This is a genomic window from Bacteroidota bacterium (assembly GCA_016711505.1).
GTDB lineage: Bacteria > Bacteroidota > Bacteroidia > AKYH767-A > 2013-40CM-41-45 > JADKIH01.
On sequence record JADJSV010000018.1, the window covers coordinates 50,863 to 74,251 of the forward strand.

The following is a 23,389-nucleotide window of genomic DNA, read 5'->3' on the forward strand; positions in this document are numbered from 1 at the left end:
TTTACCAAAAATTAAAAATAATTCCGGCTGTATTTATTGACGTCTACTTCATTGCCGTCTGCTTTAGCTGACGGAAGAAAAAATGATTTTTATTGTTTCAAAATAACAGACTTCCACTCATGTTCCTTATTCGTTACCCTGACAAAATAAGCTCCCTGAGCAAGCAGTGTAAGATCCAGTTTCCAGATAGCACCTGACAGATTATGTTTTTCTGTTTTCGAAATTAAAACCTGTCCAACAAGATCTATCAATTGAATTGAAATTTCACCGTTAACTGATCTGTCAGATTGAATAAATAATTCATTGGTTGCCGGATTCGGATAAATTATAAAACTCAACGGATCCAACAATTCATTTACTCCAACTAAAGAAACATGTGAAACAACAGAAACAGATGTACAACCATTAGCATTCGTTATCTCTACTGAATATGGTCCAGATAAAGTTGCTGTATATTGCTGATTGTTTGCACCGGATATCGGAATGCTATTGTAATACCATTGATAACTCACCGCCGATGTCGATGTTAAAACATTACCGCTTTGTGTAAATGTTGGCTGTGCCGGCATTGCAGACACACTGATGAATGAAGTAACAGTAAGCGTGTCCGATCCGGAAGTATTACTGGCAATAAGTGTAACAGGATAAACTCCTGATGTGGAATAACAGATGTTTGTCGGTGATTCCAAGGTTGAAGTAGAAGGTGTTCCACCGGGAAACTGCCACGACCAGCTAACAGAATTAAGTGACAGGTCTACAAATGAAATGCAACTGCCTCCGCAAAGACTTGTATCGCTGCTGACGAAAGATGCTTGAGGTTTTGCATTACAATCTACAACATGTATCAATGCTGATTGAGTTGATGTTCCCGTACATGAGCCATTCGAAACCGTAAGCGTTACGGAATAATTTCCAATTGTATTATAACAAACTGAATTCAGATTTCTTGCAATCGAAGCAGATGGATTACCGCCCGTTAATTGCCATTGCCAGTTTGTATTTGTTCCCGGAGTAAGATCTGTGTATGCAACACAATCGCCCGGACAAACAGAAGTTCTTGAAGCTGAAAAAGCCGGCTGCGGTGTACTCTTTATAATTACCATTGATGCTGCATACTTAGATGCTGAACATCCTTCCGCCGAAGTAGCCGTTAATAGAACGCTATAAGTACCTTCAACTGCATACAGATGCGACGGAGAAACAACTGTCGATGTGTTGCCATCACCAAAGTTCCAGGCATAAGTGGCTGCACCTGTCGTTGAATTATTGAAGTTAATAGTTATACTATCACATGCACTTATTGTTGAAGAAGCAAAATTAACTGCCGGGTTTGGATTTACATTTACTGTTATCGTTGTGTCATCAGTACAGTTTGCGGAGATGGCACTCAATGTTACGTTGTAAGTTCCCGGAGAAGTGTAGAAATGCGAAGGTGAAGAAACAGATGATGTAAGACCATCATCAAAACTCCAGTTGTAGGATGTGATCACACCGCCATTCATAGTTGAAGCATTCTGGAAGTGAACGCTGTCGTATAAACAAACATCACTTGTGCTGAATGATGAAAGCGGTGAAGCATAAACATTGATCAGAGAATTCTGAACCAGTGTATCTGCACAACTTCCCTGACTGGCAATGAGAGAAACAGTATATGTACCCGGAAGGTTATATTGGTGTATTGGATTTACTGCATTTGAAACAGGACTTCCATCACCGAAATTCCAGATGTAAGAAGGAGACCCTGTGGTATTGTTTGTAAAAGTCACACTCTGATTTCCGCAGAACGTTGTTGCATCAGGTGTGAATGCTACAACCGGTCCGGCAGATACAGTTACTGAAATTGTTGTATCATCAACACAATGCGGAGTAATGATTGAAAGGAGCACATTGTATGTTCCCGCTGCAGTATAATAATGTGGCGAAGAAATTTGTGAAGAGAAATTTCCATCTCCATAATTCCAGGTATAATTCGTGATCGGTTCACCATTGCCGCTCGATAAATTTGTGAACCTAACCGTGTCTCCGATACAAACATTCGCAGTTGTGAAAGAACTTAGAGGTGCATTATAAACTGTTAAATAATTTGTCCTTACAAGCGTATCGGAACACGAGCCTTGTGAAGCAATCAATGAAACAGTATATGTTCCTGCCGAAGCATAAGTATGAGTTGGTGACGCAGTTGATGATGTTGGTGAACCGTCACCAAAGTTCCACGTGTAACTTGGTGAACCTGTCGTTGTATTTATGAAAGATGCATTCAATGGTCCACAAGAAGTAAGAGTTGGAGTGCTGAAATCAACAACCGGTCCCGGTGAAACTGTTACTGTTATCGTTGTATCATCAACACAATGCGCAGTTATAATTGAAAGTAAAACATTGTAGGTTCCTGCAGCAGTGTAGTAATGTGACTGAGAAAACTGCGATGAAAAATTTCCATCGCCATAATTCCAGGTGTAATTCGTGATCGGCTCACCATTTCCATTCGACAAATTTGTAAATCTGACACTGTCGCCTAAACATACATTGTTTGTAGAAAATGAACTTATAGGAGCATTGTAAATTGTAATATAGTTTGTGCGAACCAGGGTATCTGAACACGACCCTTGAGATGCAATTAATGTTACAGTGTAAGTTCCTATTGCAGAATAAACATGTGTTGGAGTTGCTGCCGAAGAAGCAGGTGAGCCGTCACCAAAATTCCAGGTATATGTTGGCGAACCCGTTGTTGTATTTGTAAATGTCGTTGAGAGCGAACCACAACCTGTTAATGCAGGTGCGCTGAAATTTACTAATGGTCCCGGTGATACTGTTACAGTGATCGTTGTATCATCAGTACAATTTGCTGTTGATACGATCAGATTAACGTCATAGGTTCCGGCTGCTGTATAAAAATGTGGTGCTGTAACGGTTGATGAATTTCCATCATCATAGTTCCACGTGACACCGGTAATAGGGTCACCGTTTCCTGTAGAAAGATTTGTAAATCTTACCGAGTCACCGAGACAAACTGATGCTGTAGAAAATGAACTGGTAGGAACTGTGCCGACTGAAATGTAATTTGTTCTGATCAGCGTATCAATGCAACTTCCCTGACCTGCAATGAGAGTAACAGTATATGTACCCGTCGATGAATAAGTATGACTTGGATTTGCTGTACTACTCAGCGGACTTCCGTCGCCAAAATTCCAGCTATAAATTGTAGTACCTGTTGTAGTATTGGTAAAATTGGTTGTCAGACTTCCACAACCATTTAGTGCTGACGCTGCAAAATTTACAACAGGGCCGGATAAAATATTTACCGTAATAGTCGTATCGTCTGTACACCCATTTGCTACGACAGAAAGATGAACATCATATGTTCCGGGCGATGTGTATAAATGCGATTGAGTTGTTCCTGAAGCTGATGTTATAACAGTACCGTCATCAAAGTCCCAGGTGTAGGATGTAATTGTTCCCGATGATGCATTTGTAAATCGAATGCTGTCGCCAAGACAAGCTGATGTAACACTGCTGGTGAAAGATGCATTCGGACCTGCTCCAACCTGAATGTAATTGGTTCTTGTCAATGTGTCTGCACATGATCCTTGTGTAGCAATTAAAGTAACTGTAAAAGTTCCTGTTGTTGAATAAATGTGAGACGGTGTTGCGCCCGTTGTGAATGGACTTCCATCACCAAAATTCCAGGAATATACCGGAGCCCCTGTAGTGGTATTGGAAAATGTAACCAATAGTGGTGCACAACCTGTTGTGGTTAGTGTAGAAAAATTAACCACCGGTGCCGGACTTACTGTTATTGCAATTGTGGTATCGTCAGAACAGAATACAGATGAAGTAGTGAGCACGACATTGAATGTAGATGCAGTGGTAAAAGTATGTGTCGGACTAGCTGTGCCGGAAGCAGGACTTCCATCACCGAAATTCCAGGAGTAACTGTTTATCGTTGATCCGTTACCAACCGATAGATTATTGAATGAAGCAACATCACCCAGACAAATAGTTGATGGTGCTGAAAAGGATGCAGTAGGAACAGGCCTTACGTTGATAATGTATGGTAGAGTAGCTGTTGTTGTACATCCACTATTTGATGCCGTAAGCGTTACTGTATATAATCCGTTTGTAGCGTAAAGATGTGTCGGAGCAACGGCAGATGACAATGGACTTCCATCACCGAAATTCCATGAATAAGATGTTGCACTGCTTGTGGTATTTGTGAAATCTACATTGTATGGCGCACATCCGAATGTGTCAACTGTAGCAAAGTTCACAGTAGGTGCTGAGAGAACTGTTACAGACTGAGTTGCACTTGCAGTACAACCACTATTATCGGTAACAGTCAGAGTAACTGTATATGAATTCGAAGATGAATAGGTATAAGACGGATTTTGAGATGATGATGTTCCTGATCCATCTCCAAAATCCCAGTCCCAGCTTGCAATGGATCCTGAAGAAGCTGTTCCGGTTCCTGTAAAGTTTGTTGCACTTCCACTACAAACAGCGGAGGCAGAAATTGAAGCTGTAACTTGCGAAACCTGAACCTGAACAGGGAAACGTGTTGCGCCCGGACAAGCAGAAACATAATAAGTAATTTGTCCGCTGCTAAGTACAGGTGTTGTAAATGTTGTTCCGCTTCCAAGAAGTGTTCCGCCTACAGCCTGATTGAACCATGCAAACGTTGTTCCCGGAGGAACTGTGCCTGTTGTAGAAAATGAAAGTGTTGTTGAAGTTCCCGGACAGATGTAAACCGTAGAAGTAATTATGTGAAATGTATTTGTTTGTTGCGAAGGCATACCGGCACCACCTTTGGTAGCCCCGTTAGCTGGGAATTCAGATAAACTGCTTCCGTTTGTTGTACCATTATTTCCGCCATTTGCATTGCGGGTAATTGCACCACTGGATGCTGCAATATAACCACCGCCGCCACCACCTCCCGGTCCTTCAGTTTCTGATTCAAAAATAGCGACGCTCTGATTTCCGCCATTTCCGCCATTAGCATTTGCTGTAACACCGGAGATCAGTCCCGTTGCATCTAAAAATATTGTTCCGCCACCGCCACCACCGCCGGCACCATCTGTACCGGAACTGTTGGTTGAAATTCCATTATCGCCGTTTGAATTGATCTGACCACTACCTGAAATTGTGCTGTAACAAAGGAGATAAATTATACCGCCACCATTTCCACCGGCACCACCATAATTATTGTTTTGGTCACCGGCACCACCGCCTCCGCCCATAAAAATCTTTCCTGTTGAATAGTCAAGTGGATGGCCTCCTCTTCCGCCATTCTCCCTTCTTATATCTCCGCCCCAGATTGCATTTGTCGGTCCCTGAACCAGTGCATTCTGGTTACTTGCTGAAAAAGAATATCCGCCCTTCCCTCCACCTGATGAATTCGATGAAGCAAAGCCACTGTATTCTAAATTCCATGCATTTGCCCAGGATGCATTTGATACATCCGGTACTCCTCTTCCTGTCCAACCAAGTGTACCGCAATTGCCACCGCCACCGCCACCGGCATTGTGAGCATTCGCACCACCTCCGCCATTCAATGGCGCTCCTTTACAATATCTTCCAGACATACCATCATAGTCAGATGTATTTCCACCAATACCTTCGCCTTTTTCTGCTCCGAAAGTGCTGAGATTAAAAACATAATTCTGTATGCCATAATCAGTATTATTCTCGCCTGCATTTTGTCCGGCCCTGAAGCCTTTGCCAGTAGCATTAATTGTTCCGCCACTGTTAACTGTTATTCCATTTACAACTTCAAGGATCAATACACCACCTGTGCTTCCATTCCAAGGCGGACATGTCATAGATCCGCCTGACCCAACTGTTAATGTAGTTAAACGTGGAACACGTACAACTTGTGTTCTGCCTGATGATGAATAACTATTCTTTAACTGACAGGCTGTTGTTATCTGAGTTGATGATGGCACATCAGCCACTTCAAGAAATTCAAAGTTTCCGCAATTACCGTAAGAGATCAAACTGCCGTATGTCGTGTCATTAGCAGTTGTCATTGATGCACCTTGCATCTGAATGATGAAAATTAAATCGCCCGCAGCAAGTGGAGAACCAAGTGTTGCATTTAAAACACTTGATGCTACATTGAGGTTATTTGTTCCTGAAGATGCATCTGAGGTTAAAGTAGTGTAATCGTTAAGAATACTTGTGGTGCTTGTAGTCAAAGCGCCATTCTTTCCCATTTGAGCTTTGAGCAAAAAAGGAGTTAAAATAAAAGCAAAAAGAAGTGCGTACCGGACAAAAGTTCTTCCCGATATAAATTGGTTCATTGGGGTGTGGACATTAACTTATTACAAAAGTACAAAAAGCCCGTGCCATTAGGTACTTAATTTGCTGAATTACCATACATTATCTGTTAATAATTACAGATTTCAGACAAAAGCTCTATTCCCAACGGAAAAAACGCACAGCAGCAGCATAAACTACGACTCCCCAAAGCACTAAAATCAGTATTTGAGTGGAGATATCGGCCAATCCTGCCCCTTCAAAGGCTACCCGTCGTAAGGCATCGTTCAGATATGTTAAGGGCAGAACATTGCTGATCACCTGCAGCCATTTCGGAAAAGCATCGATTGGAAAAAAAGTTCCGCAAAGGAGAAATTGAGGCAATGTAATAATGTTGGCTATCGGAGGAATCACATTTTCAGATTTTGCAATCCCTGAAACTACAAATCCAAATCCCATAAAAACAATTAATCCAAGTGCCGATAAAAGTAACATCACAATTGCTGTCCATAGTCCGTGTATCAATGTGAATCCAAAAACAAAATGTCCTATAAATAGAATTACTGATGATCCCAGCAATTGAAAAACAAGACGACTTAGTGCTTCTCCTAAAATAATATATGGCCTTTTTATCGGAGTGGCAAAGAACCGTTTCAATACCATTGTTTGTCGCAGAGAATAAAACACAAACGCTGTTCCAAAAACTGCTGCACTTAAAATAGAAAATCCAAGCTGACCGGGTAAAATGAAATCGATCATTTTATATTCTCTTCCGGTGACTTTCGTTTCACGCAGTTCTGTGGGTCTTGTAGTTTCACGTGCAACTGCTATCGTGCTGCTATCAATAGAGCGGGAAACATTTTTATAGTATTCTAAATTTTGTTTGTCGACTAAATTTGTGATCAGCGAACGAACAAACATTCCTTTCTCCCGTGAAGCCTGTGAAGTAATAATTTCTACTGCTTCCAAACCTGTTTCATCGGTATGGTCAAATTTCAAAATAGCATCTACCCTTCCTCTGTTCAGTCGTTCATTCAATTCAACAGTTGAAAGATTCTGCTTAAGTGCAATACCGGGTGAACTAATGAACGAATGATAAATTGTTCCCGTTGTGTCGCTTTCAGGATCAATACCAACTTCCATTTTTATACTATTGCCATTGATAAAACCAAAAGCAACAATAAACACCAACGGAAATGCAATGCTGAATATAACTGCAGAAGGATTTCTGATTATCGAACGAAAACTTGCTATTGCAATAGCCTTCATCGCGCGGATCTGACTGTATTTTTTATTCTGCTCCATTATTGATCCCTCCATTCATAACCGGTGAGCGATAAAAATACATCTTCCAGATTGGCACTCTTCACTTCCTTCTTTCTTTCAAAACCGGAAGCGATCAGATTATCAATTAATTTTTCAGGCGAGTCGATTGAAATAATTTTTCCTTTTTCTATAATGGCCACACGGTCACAAAGAATTTCCGCTTCGTCCATGTAGTGAGTTGTGATCACCACTGTTGTTCCTTTCGACCGGATCTCCTTGATCAGATCCCATAAATTTCTGCGTGCCTGGGGATCAAGTCCTGTTGTAGGTTCGTCGAGGAAAACGATTTTAGGCTTATTGATCAATGTTGTTGCAATAGAAAACCGTTGCTTTTGTCCGCCCGACAGTTCTTTGTATTTTGATTTGCCTCTCGTCTCCAATCCGACTAATGAAAGCATCTCAAAGTTATTGATTGATGTATTGTATAAACCGGCAAAAAGGTCCAGTAATTCATTCAACATTAAATTCGGATAATAATTCGCAGCCTGAAGTTGTACTCCAATAATTTGTTTGATCGAATTTGGATCTGCATCCAGTGAAATACCATCAACCACTACAGATCCGGATGTTTTCTCCCTCAGTGTTTCTATGATTTCAAGAGTAGTCGTTTTCCCGGCACCATTGGGACCTAACAATCCGAAGATCTCTCCCTCCATCACTGAAAAGCTGATGCCATTGACAGCCTCAATCTCCTTATAGTGTTTTACTAAATCTTTAACTGCAATAATTTCGGATCTGACCACCGGCAAATTTTTATGCGAAACTATTGTATTTTTTTTGATGTACGGGGAAATTTAAGGTTGAAGTTCAGAATAAGGGACTTAAGGTCTTGGGGTCAAGGGTCAAAGGTCAAGGGTCAGGTTTTAGTGCTTAGTCGAAGTATTAATCGGCAATTTGAAGTTTGCAGAAATAATTAATCTTCGGTTAGGTAGAGATTAAGGGGTTTAAAGTGTTTAAGGTGTGAGACAAAACACACCTTAAACTCATTAAACACTTTAAATCATTTTAAACTCAAATTAAAAAAGGTCAAGCCCAAACACTATGTAGCATTTGACCCTTGACCTTTAACCCTTGACCTAATAAGCGACCTGCTAAACAAATTCAACCTGCTCATCAAATTGTCCTTATAGCTTTTACCAATCGGTATTCTGTTACCGTCTATGATACATGCATTTTCTTCCAATGCATTAATTTTTTCTAATTGTACAATGTAAGAACGATGAACACGTGCAAAGTTCAATTGCGGAAGTTTACTTTCAATGTCTTTCATTGAACTATGCAGAATGAACTGTTCTTTCGAACTTGTTTTTATGATAACATAATTATCCAACGCTTCAATCCAAAGAATATCCTGAAAATTCACTTTCACAAAACGTGAGTCTTTCTTTACGAAGAAACTGTTGTTTGCATAAATATTCTCAAGGAAGTTGAATAGATTTTTATCTGTTGTTGTTTCCTGAACTGCATCACGACGACCGGGTGAGGTCATAACAAAAGCACAGCCATTAATTTTATTATTTACGGTAAGGATAGGAAATGTATTTACTGATACTTTTTGTTCAGCTGCACCATTTGATACGGGAACTTCTGCATCACCGTCTTTCTTGTTTGTGTCGCCGATAACAGAATGTGCAAGCGTTTTAAATACATTGCGGGTATCCTGATTGCAATTCTTCATTGCAATGGAGATATCTTTTCCAAGAGCTTCCTGCTTCAGACAACCGGTAAGTGTTTCAGCCATCTTGTTCATGAAAATCACTTTCTCATTTGAGTCGGTAATGATAACGGCAACTTCCAGACTATCCAATGCAGCTGCAAATCGATTTCCTTTGTTTTGCATCTCAAGATCCTTGGTATATTTATAAAAAGCGATCTCTATTGCTGTACGAATATCATCTTCTTCAAAAGGTTTGATGATATAGCCATAAGGCTCCGTTAATTTAGCGCGTTCTAAAGTTGTTTTATCGGAAAAGGCCGTAAGAAATATAAACGGAATCTGATAGTGCTGATGAATCTGTTCGGCAACCTGAATTCCATCGATCTCGCTGCTCTTCAAATTGATGTCGAGCAATAAAATATCCGGGTTCAGTTTCTCGATTGAATCAAGTGCCTTTTTTCCATTGGCAAACGGATCAAAAGCTTCGTAGCCGAGCTTCTTTAAAATTCGTTGAATGTCTTTTGCAACGATGATCTCGTCCTCAACAATCATTATTTTTAATGCTGCCATAGTAGTTTTTCTAGTTAACTAAAACCTGAAAATAGTGTTTATAATTAGCCGTTATGGCGGGGATACGTAAAAGATACTTCGAAAGTTGTACCTTTTTCACGTGAAACCTTCAATTCCCCGTCCAGTTGACTGGTTAGTGCTTGAATTAATTGCATTCCAAGTGTTTCCGACTTTTCAAAATCAACATTTTCCGGTAATCCGATTCCTGAATCGGACATCTTCAAAATAACTTTTTTCGCCTCTTTTCTCAGATTGATCTCAATGTCTCCCGTCGAACTACCCGGGAATGCATATTTATAGGAATTGGAAACGACTTCATTCACCAGTAAACCGCAAGGCATTGCTGTGTCCATATCAAGACCAACGTGGTCGCCGGTAACTTTAACATCGATACGTTCCGTTTTGTCGCCGTAGGATTGGTATAGGTACTGACATAGTTTTGAAGCATATTCTCCAAAATCTATTTCCGTCAGTTCTTCAGCCTGATAAAATTTTTCATGAACCAAAGCCATTGAACGTACACGATTCTGTCCATCCTGAACTGCCTTCAGTGTATCTTCGTCTTTAATGTATCCACTCTGAAGATTCAATAAACTGATGATGATCTGTAAATTATTTTTTACGCGATGATGGATCTCTTTCAGCAAAACATCTTTTTCTTTCAAAGAAGCTTCAATTACGTTCTGCATATTTTTTGTTGTGGTAAAATCGGTATCAACGACAACGATCTTCTTCACAATTCCATCTTCTCCATAAATAGGAGTAAGGGTAGATGAAAGCCAGATGTTCTTCAGATTATGAGTCGTAACGTTACTCTGAAAGATCTTCGAATGCTTATTTTCAATTGCATCTTTTATCTCTGCATCAACATTACTGTACACATTTATCTCGGAAAGTTTTTTTCCTATAACCGTTTCCTTTTGCATTCCAATCAAACGGATAAATCCATCATTGACCCATTCTATTTCTCCGGTTGAATCTGCAATTATAACTGAGTTATCAGTCCGGCTGGCAACAAGTGATAGTTTTTCCAATTCAAGATTCTTCTCTCGCAATTGTCTGGTTTTAACTTCTACTCGTTCCTCTAAAAGTTTTCTGGTCCGGCGAAAGGTGCTGCTCCTCAAACGGAAATAAACGTAGATCGTCCCCATAAACATCAGGAAACTAATGAGTATGAGTATGACGTCGCGCCAAAAGGGGGTTATTTCCATTCTGATATCAATAAATAATTCTGTTTTTACTTCAGAATGAATAAAAAGTTCACTTAACCAAGGGATTTTATAATTGCAGAATATCTAAAACCGTCCTATAAAATTTACAGGCTTACTGATCGCGCCTGTTTTATTTTGTCAGAACTATTTTTGTCAGGAAAAAATCGTCTTTGATTTTTCTTACAACAAACATTTCATTTTCGGGTCGACTGACAAACGAACTCCAGGGTAGGAGCAGATCAACATTTTTCGGTCCGGTTTTGGGGATCAATATTTTTCTGGAAACCTTATCCTGACCAAGTTTAGTATAGATTACACCAGCTTCATCGAGTTTACCTGTTTTCAATGGTTTCATATCATCCGGCGACTTACTTATATTTTCAGGTAATTCATTATAAATAAAATATGTTTCATTATCACGACAAAGTGAAGTAAACCCAATGAATTTAAAAGCATCGACTGAAGAATATTGTTGCTTCTTTATTTTATGAATTTCTGTAACATTAAAAGACGAATCCATGTCAACAGTAAATATGTTTCCCATATCATATTCCTTGCTAACAGTAATGCCATAAACTTTTTGAAGAATTTCAAGCCGGCTTTCAAAAAGGAATCGTTTTCCCTTGTTTGTCAACGGTAGACAATCTGTTAAAAAGCAAGATCGTAACGAAAACCCTTCGGATTTTTCAAGAGTGTCTTTAGCTGTCTTGAATGGAACAACCCTTTCGCTTACGAGTTTGTGGGTTTTCATATTCATTCTCAAAATATATATTCCTCTCGCAAGAAAATTCTGTTGCTCCAAAGAATATGGAGTTGCTAGTAAAACTGTTTCATCTGAATCATAATATAATTCAAATTCATTTATTAAAAATACATTCTTTTCTGCCGGAAGTTTCAGGTCAATTTTAAAAACACTATCGGTATTGTTGGCATACACCTGAAGCTGCCATTGTACATTCCTCTTTCTTCTTCTGTCGCGGCTGACCAAATAAACATTGCCATCCACATCGTTACGAAGTGACCCATAATAGATCTTATCTGCTTCAAACTTAAATTCCTCCGTCGAAAGTATCTTTCCTGAATAACTGATCCGGTTAATTCTTAGTTTTAGAGAATCCTTTTCAACATTATATGAATAAGATAAAATTTCGCTTTTGTCCTTATTCTCCGTTATATAAAACCGGCTGTATTTTTTTCTGTCAAACCCATACGAATCATCTATAAATTTCGCTTCACCAAATTTTTTACCGTCGCTGCTGAATGTAATCATTTCCAGTTTCTCAGTAAATCGCCAATTCTGATAGAAAGAATAGAAAATTATAATCGTATCGTTCCTTACAAAATAATCTCTCAGATAATATTTTACTGAGTCTATTGGCGGCAGCGGTATGCGAACAGTACTTATTATTTTCAGTGAATCTGTATCGTAAGTAGTCAGGTAATAATTGTTATCTTTTCCATTAAAAGTATAAAGGTTCTGTCCTTGAGAACCTATAATTTTAAAATTCTCGTCGTCAAAATTTTTTATTGGGGGGCCGGTAAAATAATTAACCTCCTGTGCATGGCTTATTGCAGAAGTCAAAAAAAACAACAGTAAAAAATAATATTTAATTCTATTTTTCTGCATATCATTTAAAAATACTCTCTTCATTTATCCAAATAAAAAAGCGGCACCCGAAGGAGCCGCTTTTCAAAATGTATTTTTTATCAAAACTTCGCATTCTTAGCCCCATACCAGAAATAAATTCCGACACCTACAGCCATCCATGCCATCAGTCGTAACCATGTATCAAATGGTAATGATGCCATCATAAATACACAGAACAATACTCCTAAAATTGGAACCAATGGTACCATAGGAGTTTTAAATACCCGTGGTGCATCCGGTTGAGTTTTTCGTAAAACCAATACTCCAATACAAACGAGAACGAAAGCGAAGAGTGTTCCTATACTTGTCATCTCACCGACAACACGTGCAGGAATAAATGCAGCAAACAAACTAACGAATACTGCAAACAGTAAGTTTGATTTGTGAGGTGTTTTAAACTTCGGATGTATTCTACAGAATACAGGTGGAAGCAGACCGTCTTTCGACATAGAGAAGAACACACGGGATTGTCCTAGTAACATAACAAGTATCACAGAAGAATAACCCGCAAGAATAGCAAGTATGATCGCTTGCTTTAACCATTCATACGGAGTATGCTCAATGGCAACTGCAACCGGGGCAATTCCGTCTTGTCCCTGAAATTCTGTGTAATGCGCTAAACCTGTCATTACGTGTGCAAACAAAATATATAAGACCGTACATATTGCCAGCGAGACTAAAATACCTATAGGCATATCCTTCTTCGGATTCTTTGCTTCCTGGGCAGCAGTAGAAACTGCATCAAAACCAATGTAAGCGAAGAAAATAATTCCGGCAGCCCTGACAATTCCACTCCATCCGAATTCACCGAAGTTGCCGGTGTTTGCAGGAATGTATGGTGTGTAGTTTGCAGTGTCAATATAATTCCATCCTAGTCCGATAAAGATCAGAACGACGGCAACTTTTAATCCTACGATCACGCCATTTATTCTTGACGACTCCTGAGTTCCTCTGACGAGGATCAAAGACATTAAAACAACTATGAAAACTGCAGGCAGGTTCATAATTCCTGTAACGATCGATCCGTCGGCCATGGTGACTGAATCCCATGGCGACATGGTCATCTGTGGCGAGAGGTGAACATTATAGTGTTCGAAAAATTTTACAAGATACCTGGACCAACTAATGGAAACAGTAGCTGCTCCTACTGCATATTCAAGTACAAGATCCCATCCGATGATCCATGCAATGAATCTTCCCATGGTTGCATAAGAGTACGTGTATGCAGATCCTGCAACGGGAATCATCGATGCGAACTCTGCATAACATAATCCTGCAAAGGCACATGCAACTGCTGCAATAACAAATGAAATCGTAACGGCCGGTCCGGCATTATGCGCTGCGGCACCACCGGTTATGCTGAAAAGTCCGGCGCCAATGATGGCACCTATTCCCAACATAACTAATTGTGTTGGGCCTAGTGTTCTCTTGAGTGTGTGTTCTCCGGTTTCGTCTGCTTCTGCAAAAAGTACTGATAACGACTTTTTGTTAAAGTGCTTTGATGCCATAGTGAGTGGTTAATTCTGTGAGGTTGCAATGTATATAAAAACGGATTAGGATTCAAGGATTCAAGGATTTTAGGATTAGGGGACTGGAATAATGGATTATAGGAATTGGCAGAAAATTAAAAGACCTCCCGAAATATTTCGGGAGGTCTTTTTTTACTTAAATTAATTTATATTTTATTTGCCTTTCGGTAGTTTGCCGTCAATCTGATCGATCTGGATCTGGATCTTTTTCTTCTCTTCCGGTTCGGCGATCAGATCCAGTTTTTTTCTCAGATAAAATTTCGCCCGTTCATTATCCTTTCTTATAAGTAAATAATACGATGCCATATAACTGTAAGCTCTAATAAGACCGCTTTGATACTTGGAAATGTTAACAGAGTCCGAATCTGCAATTTGAATATACTTATCATAGAATGGTTTTGCCAGACTATCTTTTCCTGTACTGTCGATGTTACTGCTAACATCTGCTCTCCACAACCACCCACCGGCATATGTTGGAGTTATTTCATTTACTTTCATAAATGCTGAATCAGCAGAATGATATTGTCCAATGAAATAATTTGCTCGACCCAACAAGTAATAATCGGCAACTTTTATATCTTTTCCCAATGTAATTTTTTGCTGCATATACAAAATTGCATTAGGATAGTTTTTTAATTTGAACCAGGCATTTGAAATTTCTGAAAGCAGGTCGGCGCGAGTTGGGTCTAATGCATAAGCCTTCAACAACTGTTCAATTCCCAGAGAATCTTTGTCTGTTTTTATAAGCAACTTACCATAGAATTCAAAATCCTGAATAATCCGTTTATCTGCCGGAACAATGCGGAACAAATGTTCCATAACAGCAATGCCTTCAGGATATTTATCGGCTTCATAATTACTATAAGCTTGAATACGCAACATTTTAATATTGTTGGAATCGCATCGTTGAGATACTAAAGCAAGTTCATCCAATGCTTCCTGGTAGCTTTTCGAAGCGTATAAAAGTGAGGCATAAAAAATTCTTGCGCTGCAATTGTTCTTTGAAAGATCTAAATATTTCTTTGCCGCTTCTTTTGCTTTTGCAAGTTTGCCTTGTTTCAAATAAGCATATGCAACAGCGCTATAAGCAGGTGCATAGGCAGATCTAATTTGATTGCTCTTTCAAATTCTTCTGCGGCTGCATCGTAATTTGTAGAATTGTAATACAACCGACCTTTACTTACAATTGCACGCGCTGATTTTGGATCAAGCTCCTGAGCTTTGTTAAAATACTCTGCTGCAAGTGTTGCATTCGATAGATTTCCATAGATCTCACCATAAAGAATGTTTACTTCTACGTTTTTAGGATCAATGGCATTTGCCTTATCTAATAACAATTTAGCTTTATCCAGATCTTTGTTTTCATAATGAATATAAGCCTCAGCTGCTTCAATTAAAATCAATGGGTCTTTCGCAGGTGCTGTCGCAACGGCCTCATCCAATAATTTAACAGCAGATGCAACATTCGCTACTGCATCTTCATTACGATTTTTTAGTTCCGGATTATTACCATCTTTTGCGAGAGACGCTTTTGCTTCACGGACATTTATCGCATCCATTAACAATTTTGCTGTACCGATCTTTATCAAAGCATTATTCGCATCGATCGTTTTTCCTTTTTCAAAAACTATTCTTGCAGAATCAGCATTTTCATCAGACAAGAGATTATCCCCAAAAAAGTAATACAGATTTGCATCTGTAGGCTTCGCAGAAATAAGCTGTTTATACATTGCCGACGACTCCTCATATTGTTCGTTCTCCGTCAGCTTTCTTGCTTCCTGAATTGATTGTGCTGATGCATTTAATGCACCCAGAATAATCAGACTGAAATATATTATTGTTTTTTTCATAATTCGATTTAATTAACCTGAATGATCCTTACCGGCATTGTTGCCGGAAGTAGTCCCATCATCCGAATCATCCTTTGGCCTTTATCTCCTGCGACAAAGGAAGCAAAGCCTGTGCCAAGTCCACTCCGGCCCTCGATATTGACGATCATAATGTCTCTGATCAATGGATAGCTTTTCAACGCAATATACGCTTGAAATGGCTTATAATAGTCTAATTGAACACCTGCGGAGTCCATCTGGGAAATTCCCATTACTTTGATTTTATCGAGAAAAGAAGTTGTAGTTGAGTCATCAGAATCGCTGATCCAGTTCACTCCGATCACTCCAATGGCACCTTTTGTTTTGCTTACATACTCAACAACAGCAGCACTGGAGTTGGTTGCATAACTGTTTTTGGGAAAAGATTTGTCGCCCAGAAATTTTTCTTTTAAGTATCGTGCATTAGCAGAACCGTTCTTGTCGAAGACAACAAGTATGCTGTCTTTGATTCCGGTAACGGAAAGATCTTTCCAGGTACTGTATTTCCCCTGCAAAATTGATTGCAGCTGATCTGTTGTAAGAAGCGTATCCGGATTTTCCGGATTAACGATCAATGCAACTCCATCAGATGCTATTCTCAAATTACGTGGAACGATCGTTCTAACTTCAAAATCCTTTCGCTCGGCATCATTCAGGTCGCGCGCAGTAATTGCAATCCGAACGGTGTCGTTATTCATCAATTGCTTGAATAATTCCTCTTCGGGTAAATACCGGACATTGATCTTTGCCTTTACATAAATTTCCTGAAATGTGTCTATCTGAACCTGAATCAAAGGCTCATAGGATTCATCGGCAAGTATCAGGATTTCTCCGCTGGTGGGAGTATCGGTATAGGGTGCGTGTTTAGCACCATCGTTACTACATGAAAAAAAAAATGCGACGACCGTAAAAAGTGAGAGTACTCTTGCTTTTATTTTCATCGGTCAATTCTTTTTGGTGCGCAGTAATTTAAATGTTCTGTATCCGGCATATAAAATTAAAACACCGCTTGCAATTTTCCTATTCTGATCAGGAACTGACGGAAGTTTCCAGAAAAACAATGCAATACCGCCGAATGCATATGCAAGGATCATAAAAATATTCAGTATAAAAGAAACTCGTTCAGCAGCCGTTCTTCGTACAGGCATTTGGCTTGGTATTACTTTAAGTTAAATACAACCGGCAGATTGTATTGTACCAATACGCTTCTTCCGTTCTGACGTCCCGGTTTCCACTCAGGCATATTCTTTACAACACGAAGAGCTTCCTCGTCACAGCCTCCGCCAATACCGCGCAATACTTTTGCCCCGGTAACCTTGCCATCTTTATCTACGACAAATGTTACATATACGCGGCCTTGAATATTGTTTTCTTTCGCAATGGTTGGATATTTAATGTTCTTGCTTAAATACTCCATCAGTTTATCTTCTCCACCCGGAAATGATGGTGGCTCTTCAACAAACTGAAAAATTTTCCCTTCATCAGGATCTCCTACAATTGGATCTTCCGGAATATCTACAATGTCTTCTCCCTCTTGGGTTACTGTACTAACCTGAACTTCTTTTACTTCATCCTGTGTTGGCGGTGGTTCTACAACCTCTTCGTCTTTTACAACTTTTGGCGGAGTGAATTTTATTGTTTGCTGAACCGGTGGCGGAGGAATTACCGGTGGCGGCGGTGGAGTAGATTTGTCAATCGGTGGTGGTTCTGCAAGAGTAATCGATTCTGTGATCGCTGTTTCTCTTGTAACAACAACCTTGTTGATGTAAGCTACGATCATAGGTATCGCAATTGCCAGTCCAAGACCGGTAATAGATGCTATCATCGCAATGATAATGCGTTTCTGGTATTTCTGACGTAAAACATAACCGCCATATTCTTTGTTGCGGCCTTCAAACACCAGCTCATTCCTTTCGGGACTTACTGCACTCGACCAGTCAAATGATACTTTCATCCTTACTAATTTATTTAGTGTTTTTAACCAGTTCCTTTTCTGACTCTGACAGATCTACAATTGCATAACGTGCTACGTTACAGATCAACATTTCATCTAAGATGTCTACCAGATTATTATATTTTGATGTCTCATCAGGTTTGATAAGAACGATCAATCCTTTTTTCTCAGCATTTTTTACTGCTGCTTTGTGTGCTTTAATTACATCTTCTTTGTCTTCGATCAATCCGCGTTTTACTGAATCTTCAACCGCTTTAACCTGATTGTTCACAAGAGCATTTTTCTCAAGCAATATTTTATGAATACTGTTTTCTCCTGTTTGAGAAAACGTTGCCATACTTGTTACCGGTGGTTTCTCCGGGTCTTCCTGACCGAAATACCAGATCACTTTATTGTCAGCTGTAAGAATTACTGACATCGTCTGTGATGCCGGAACTTTTGTTCTGTCTTCATCCTTAACCTCGTCTTTCACCGGCATGGTAATGTCCATGGTCTTCGGTTTAGAGAACGTTGTTGTCATGATAAAGAATGTAAGCAGAAGAAAGGCAAGATCAACCATCGGAGTCATGTCAACGTGAGTTGACGACTTCTTTGCACGGACCTTTTTATGTTTGCCTCCTTTGTCGGAGCTTTCTTGTTGTTGTACTTCTGACATTTTACTTCTTGACTAAAACCGTTATTTACTTTGCCGCTTCCGGAGCACCTTCCAAATTGGTGATGAGCGCGAATCGGTTTGCTTTATTATCCTGTAAAATTGAAATTACTCTTTTGATCGTTGGAATATCTGCTTCACGGTCACCTTTAATTGCCAGGCTGAATCTTGGAGCTGCTTTACGAGCTGAGTTTACCCAGATAGCTAATTCATTGTTCGTGGAATCAATCGGAATACCTTTTGTTTCTGCATTCAATACTTTTCGCTCTTCTGATTCAGCATTCAAATATTTCTTCAAATCTTTCATTGGCATTCCTATTGAAGAAAGCACTGAAAACCGCTTTTTTTCGTTTTCGTCGAAAGTCATATTAAAGTGACTTCCCAGACGATCCAGAATATCTCTTCTTATCTGCTGACCTTCAACATTGAAAAACACCCGGCCTTTACCATCTATTGTAAGCATTAACACACCTTTATCGGGTAGTGGAATCTGGCTCACTGAAGATGGCTGGTCAACGATCACCGGTTCATCGGGGCGAAACTTCGTTGTTAACATAAAGAATGTAACAAGAAGGAAGGCCAGATCAACCATCGGCGTCATGTCCAGTGAAGGACTCTTTTTGGCTATTTTTATTTTTGGCATCGGTAACTTAAAATGATGAGTCGTTTACTTTTCGAATTCCATAAAGGAAACCGAATTAGTTTCTGTTACGCGCAGCGAATGATTGAACGATACTGTAACCTGCTTCGTCGATACCATAAGTGATGTTATCGATCTTGCTTGTAAATAAGTTATAGAATACGATAGCGGTTGCAGAAGACAATACCCCAAGAGCTGTGTTGATCAGGGCTTCAGAGATACCTGTTGAAAGAGCTACTGCATCCGGAGCACCTGCTGTTGCAAGAGCCTGGAAGGCCTTGATCATACCCATTACCGTTCCAAGTAGTCCAAGCAGGGTTGCGATCGAAGCGATCGTAGAAATGATAACAAGATTTTTTGAAAGCATTGGCAACTCAAGAGTTGTTGCTTCTTCAAGTTCCTTCTGGATAGCAAGGATCTTACGTTCTTTATCAAGTTCTTTATCTGTTTCCATCATGCGGTAAGCATCGATACCTGCAGATACAACATTGGCAATAGAACCACGTTGCTTTGCGCATTCTGCTTTCGCTGCATTCAGATCGCCATTCGCCATTGCTGAACGAACTTTTGAAATGAACACATCGATACGTCCTGTGCCTTTTGATTTACCAATGGTAATGAAACGCTCGATTGCAAATGTGATACATGTCAGGAAGCAACAGATCAATACAGGTACAAGGACTCCGCCTTTGTACATTGTTGCTAAAAGATTTCCGTTCAATGGGCCCTTTTCAGTATCACCGCCTTCAAATCCGGCAGGATTACCCATGACAAATTTCCAAATCAAAAATCCGATTAAGAGTGAAATTGGAATTACAAGAATCGAAAATAAGGCTTGAACGCCATTTCCACCTTTAGATGCTGTGTTGCTCATGATTGTACTGTTAGTTATTGGTTATGGGATTGATTATAGACTCGGTTAAATATGTTTTTCCACAAAAAATTATTCACATGAATAGTTTTTCCGGACGACAATAATAGGAAATTCTGATTAATTCCAAAAAGTATACTTGCGATTTAACCGTAGCCTGACAATTAAATATTATTTATCCGATTATCGGGTTGTAACTAAAACGCACTGAAATCAATTTTTATTCGATACCGCTAATTTACACAGATTCGATTCATCACCAATATTAAATACGACAAAATCGGCAGAATAGATCTAAAGAACTGTTTAGGCAATCAATTGTTTACTTAATGCTCTAGCTTTTAAACGGTTGCTTGCAAAGTGGATTTATAGCAAGCCGGTAATCAGACCGGGAAATACTCCCAGAGCTACGGCAAGTATTCCGGCAATTACTAGAACTATCTTGTAAGTACCGCTAAACTGCATTTCCTTTTCATTGCCTTCTCTGAACATGGCAATTATTATTTTGAAATAAAAATACACGCCAATCAATGAACCTATGATGGCAATTAACACCAAAGGGGTCAAATAATTCTCCATTGCCGCCACGAAGATGTAGTATTTTGCGAAAAATCCGGCTGTCGGAGGAATTCCGGCCAGAGAAAGCATAGAAATTATTGTCATTACTGCTAAAAACGGACTCTTTTTCGCAAGGCCATGAAATGATTCTATAGAATCGTTTCCGGTAGAGTTGCTGACCATCAACAAAATTGTAAATGATGCAATCGATGATATAGAATAAGCTATAGCATAAAACAATAGCGCAGAACTTGCTGCTGTATTTAGTGCAACAATTGCCATGATCATATAACCTGCATGTGCAATGCTCGAATAGGCTAACATGCGTTTTACATTCGTTTGATAAACAGCAGTGATATTACCTATAAGAATGGTTGTAGCGGAAATTACAACGAGAATCGTACGCCACACATCTGCCATACCGGTGAAGGTGTGAGCAAACAGTCTGAAGAAGGCCGCAAGCGCAGCTGTCTTTACAACGGTAGACATAAATGCTGTGATAACAGTTGGCGCTCCCTGATATACATCCGGTGCCCAGAAATGAAATGGTGCTGCAGAAACCTTGAACACCATTGCTATCATGATCAAAAGAATTCCCATTAATAACATGATGGATGAATTCAAATTTCCCGCTGAGATCTGTGTTGTAATTACGTCCAGGTCAAAACTTCCTGTTGCCCCGTAAACTAATGTGATACCGAATAGCAGAAATCCTGTTGCAAACGATCCCATCAAAAAGTATTTGAATGCTGACTCGTTTGATGCAAGACTTTTTTTATTGCTCCCGGCCAGAATATACATTGAAATAGAAAGGATCTCAATTCCGAGAAACAACATGATCATATTGTTGAATGAAGTCAATAGAACTCCACCGGTAAGAGCAAATAGGATAAGAGTGAAATGGTCGCTCTTGCTTGTTTCGTCGAGGAAAAATCCCGGTGAAACAATGAACCACAAGAATGTAATTCCAATAAGAACTGCTGTAAAAGCCAGAGAAAAATTATCAACCTGCATCATGTTATTGAAATACGTAACATTTGTATTCCAATCAAGAATGGTTGTTACCAATGCTGCGGCCAGTCCCAAAAAGACAACCGGTAATAAGGTCTTTTTGATCCTGAAAATTTCTGAAAACAAACCGAAAATTCCGATTCCGGCAATTATTAAGAGCGTATTCAAGGTCCTGTTTTTATTTCAATGTAGTGGCCGTCTGAATTGAAAGCTTGAGGGCTTCAACTGCCGGGCCGGAAATATCGAGAAGTGGTTTGGGATAAATTCCAATCCAGAAGATCATAATGACTAACGGGATAAGAACTGCTTTTTCTGTTATACTCAATGCTGCAAATTTCTTTGTAAGAGAACCTACTTCTCCCAATGAGATTTTTTTATAGGCATTCAACATGTATACCGCTCCTAATATAATCGTTAGTCCCGCAAATGCTGCCATGGTCTGATCATATTGAAAAATTCCATTGATCAATAAAAACTCGCCAACAAAACCATTGGTTAATGGTAAAGCTACAGAGGCAAGCATGATGATCATAAAATATGTAGAGAATATTGGCGCGCTTGTTCTTAAGCCTCCCAGTTCGTCCATCTTACGTGTGCCTGTTCTTTGTTCGATCATATCGGCAATGAAGAAAAGACCAACAACATTGATACCGTGACACAACATTTGAATCACACTTCCGTGCAAACCCTGAAACGTAAGACTGAATACTCCGGCAGAAATTAATCCAACGTGAGCAATAGAAGAGTAAGCGATCAATCGTTTGAAATCTTTTTGCATCCATGCAATACACGATGCATATACTACGCCGATAACAGATAAGATCATAACCAGATTTCCCCATTCAGCAACTCCTGCGGGTACGATCGGCAACAACCAACGCATTACACCAAACACACCCATCTTCAACATGATTCCGGAAAGTAACATGGTTCCCGGAGCAGGTGCGTCAACGTACGTGTCGGGCTGCCATGTGTGAAATGGAAAGATCGGCATCTTAATAGCAAAGGCAAGAAACATTCCCCAGAAGATCCATGATTCATGACCGGAAGAAAGATTCAGTGCATATAGTGCCTGCAGATCGAAACTATGTGTTCCCGGAGTTTGAAGCCATAGATAGATCAATGTAACAAGCATCAGCAAACTTCCAGAAAGTGTATAAATGAAAAACTTCAGTGTTATGCGGAGGCGTTCTTTACCGCCATACATAAGGCAAATCAGATAGATTGGAATGAGGGCAAGTTCCCAGAAAACGTAAAACAAAAATCCATCGTATGCACAGAAAACACCTACCAATGCAAATTGCATTGTTAGTATAAGTCCGTAAAACAATCCCGGAGACTTGTAAGTATGATTGAATGACGAGAGAATGATCAACGGTACAAGGAACGTTGTAAGCATTACCAGCAACAAAGTGATTCCATCGATTCCTATGTGATAACTGATTCCCAGATTTGCGATCCAGGAATAATTTTCTACAAACTGAATACCCGCAGCAGGATCAAAGCGAAAGAAGAAACATAATGAAAACGCAAACTCTGCCACTGATGCTACAAGCGCAACTTTTTTTGCGTGCTCTCCTGAGAAGACAGTAACAAGTGCCGCAATCAGCGGAAAGAAAATCAATAATGATAACATTGTTTATCG

General features: G+C 39.6%; 17 protein-coding genes. All 17 read right to left on the reverse strand.

Annotated features, from left to right (window positions below):
- Positions 1–89: 89 nt before the first annotated feature.
- The 17 genes from IPL24_16250 to IPL24_16330 all read right to left on the reverse strand — a co-directional run bounded on the left by IPL24_16250 (position 90) and on the right by IPL24_16330 (position 23,380).
- On the reverse strand, positions 90–6,206 hold the full coding sequence (locus tag IPL24_16250; GenBank protein ID MBK8365154.1) for a PKD domain-containing protein: 6,117 nt from the start codon (positions 6,204–6,206) through the stop codon (positions 90–92).
- Positions 6,207–6,408: 202 nt separating this feature from the next.
- Positions 6,409–7,554, reverse strand: a complete 1,146-nt coding sequence (locus IPL24_16255) for an ABC transporter permease (protein ID MBK8365155.1) — start codon at positions 7,552–7,554, stop codon at positions 6,409–6,411.
- The gene (locus IPL24_16260) at positions 7,554–8,318 is read right to left on the reverse strand and encodes an ABC transporter ATP-binding protein (GenBank protein MBK8365156.1); all 765 of its coding nucleotides are present in this window, start codon (positions 8,316–8,318) and stop codon (positions 7,554–7,556) included. Before IPL24_16260 ends, IPL24_16255 begins: the two co-directional genes overlap by 1 nt.
- 296 nt (positions 8,319–8,614) lie before the next feature.
- Positions 8,615–9,802, reverse strand: a complete 1,188-nt coding sequence (locus IPL24_16265) for a response regulator (protein MBK8365157.1) — start codon at positions 9,800–9,802, stop codon at positions 8,615–8,617.
- A 44-nt stretch (positions 9,803–9,846) separates the two neighbouring features.
- Positions 9,847–11,013, reverse strand: coding sequence for a PAS domain-containing protein (locus IPL24_16270; protein MBK8365158.1), 1,167 nt, complete (start codon positions 11,011–11,013; stop codon positions 9,847–9,849).
- A gap of 130 nt (positions 11,014–11,143) precedes the next feature.
- Positions 11,144–12,640, reverse strand: coding sequence for a hypothetical protein (locus IPL24_16275; protein ID MBK8365159.1), 1,497 nt, complete (start codon positions 12,638–12,640; stop codon positions 11,144–11,146).
- Between the two features lie 80 nt (positions 12,641–12,720).
- Complete coding sequence (locus tag IPL24_16280; GenBank protein ID MBK8365160.1) at positions 12,721–14,169, reverse strand: amino acid permease; 1,449 nt, start codon at positions 14,167–14,169, stop codon at positions 12,721–12,723.
- A gap of 174 nt (positions 14,170–14,343) precedes the next feature.
- Positions 14,344–15,252 carry a hypothetical protein gene (locus tag IPL24_16285; GenBank protein ID MBK8365161.1) on the reverse strand — a complete coding sequence of 303 codons (909 nt, stop codon included), beginning with the start codon at positions 15,250–15,252 and terminating at the stop codon, positions 14,344–14,346.
- Positions 15,249–16,040: a tetratricopeptide repeat protein gene (locus tag IPL24_16290; protein ID MBK8365162.1), complete on the reverse strand. Its 792-nt coding sequence runs from the start codon at positions 16,038–16,040 to the stop codon at positions 15,249–15,251. Before IPL24_16290 ends, IPL24_16285 begins: the two co-directional genes overlap by 4 nt.
- 8 nt (positions 16,041–16,048) lie before the next feature.
- Positions 16,049–16,999 (reverse strand): substrate-binding domain-containing protein, encoded by a 951-nt coding sequence (locus tag IPL24_16295; GenBank protein ID MBK8365163.1) that lies wholly within the window; start codon positions 16,997–16,999, stop codon positions 16,049–16,051.
- A 3-nt stretch (positions 17,000–17,002) separates the two neighbouring features.
- On the reverse strand, positions 17,003–17,206 hold the full coding sequence (locus tag IPL24_16300) for a hypothetical protein (protein MBK8365164.1): 204 nt from the start codon (positions 17,204–17,206) through the stop codon (positions 17,003–17,005).
- Positions 17,207–17,217: 11 nt separating this feature from the next.
- The gene (locus tag IPL24_16305; protein MBK8365165.1) at positions 17,218–18,012 is read right to left on the reverse strand and encodes an energy transducer TonB; all 795 of its coding nucleotides are present in this window, start codon (positions 18,010–18,012) and stop codon (positions 17,218–17,220) included.
- Positions 18,013–18,022: 10 nt separating this feature from the next.
- On the reverse strand, positions 18,023–18,667 hold the full coding sequence (locus IPL24_16310) for a biopolymer transporter ExbD (protein MBK8365166.1): 645 nt from the start codon (positions 18,665–18,667) through the stop codon (positions 18,023–18,025).
- A gap of 25 nt (positions 18,668–18,692) precedes the next feature.
- Positions 18,693–19,307, reverse strand: a complete 615-nt coding sequence (locus IPL24_16315) for a biopolymer transporter ExbD (protein MBK8365167.1) — start codon at positions 19,305–19,307, stop codon at positions 18,693–18,695.
- 55 nt (positions 19,308–19,362) lie between these two features.
- Positions 19,363–20,178, reverse strand: a complete 816-nt coding sequence (locus IPL24_16320) for a MotA/TolQ/ExbB proton channel family protein (protein MBK8365168.1) — start codon at positions 20,176–20,178, stop codon at positions 19,363–19,365.
- Positions 20,179–20,541: 363 nt separating this feature from the next.
- Positions 20,542–21,912, reverse strand: coding sequence for an NADH-quinone oxidoreductase subunit N (locus IPL24_16325; GenBank protein MBK8365169.1), 1,371 nt, complete (start codon positions 21,910–21,912; stop codon positions 20,542–20,544).
- 10 nt (positions 21,913–21,922) lie between these two features.
- Positions 21,923–23,380 (reverse strand): NADH-quinone oxidoreductase subunit M, encoded by a 1,458-nt coding sequence (locus IPL24_16330; protein ID MBK8365170.1) that lies wholly within the window; start codon positions 23,378–23,380, stop codon positions 21,923–21,925.
- Positions 23,381–23,389 lie beyond the last annotated feature (9 nt).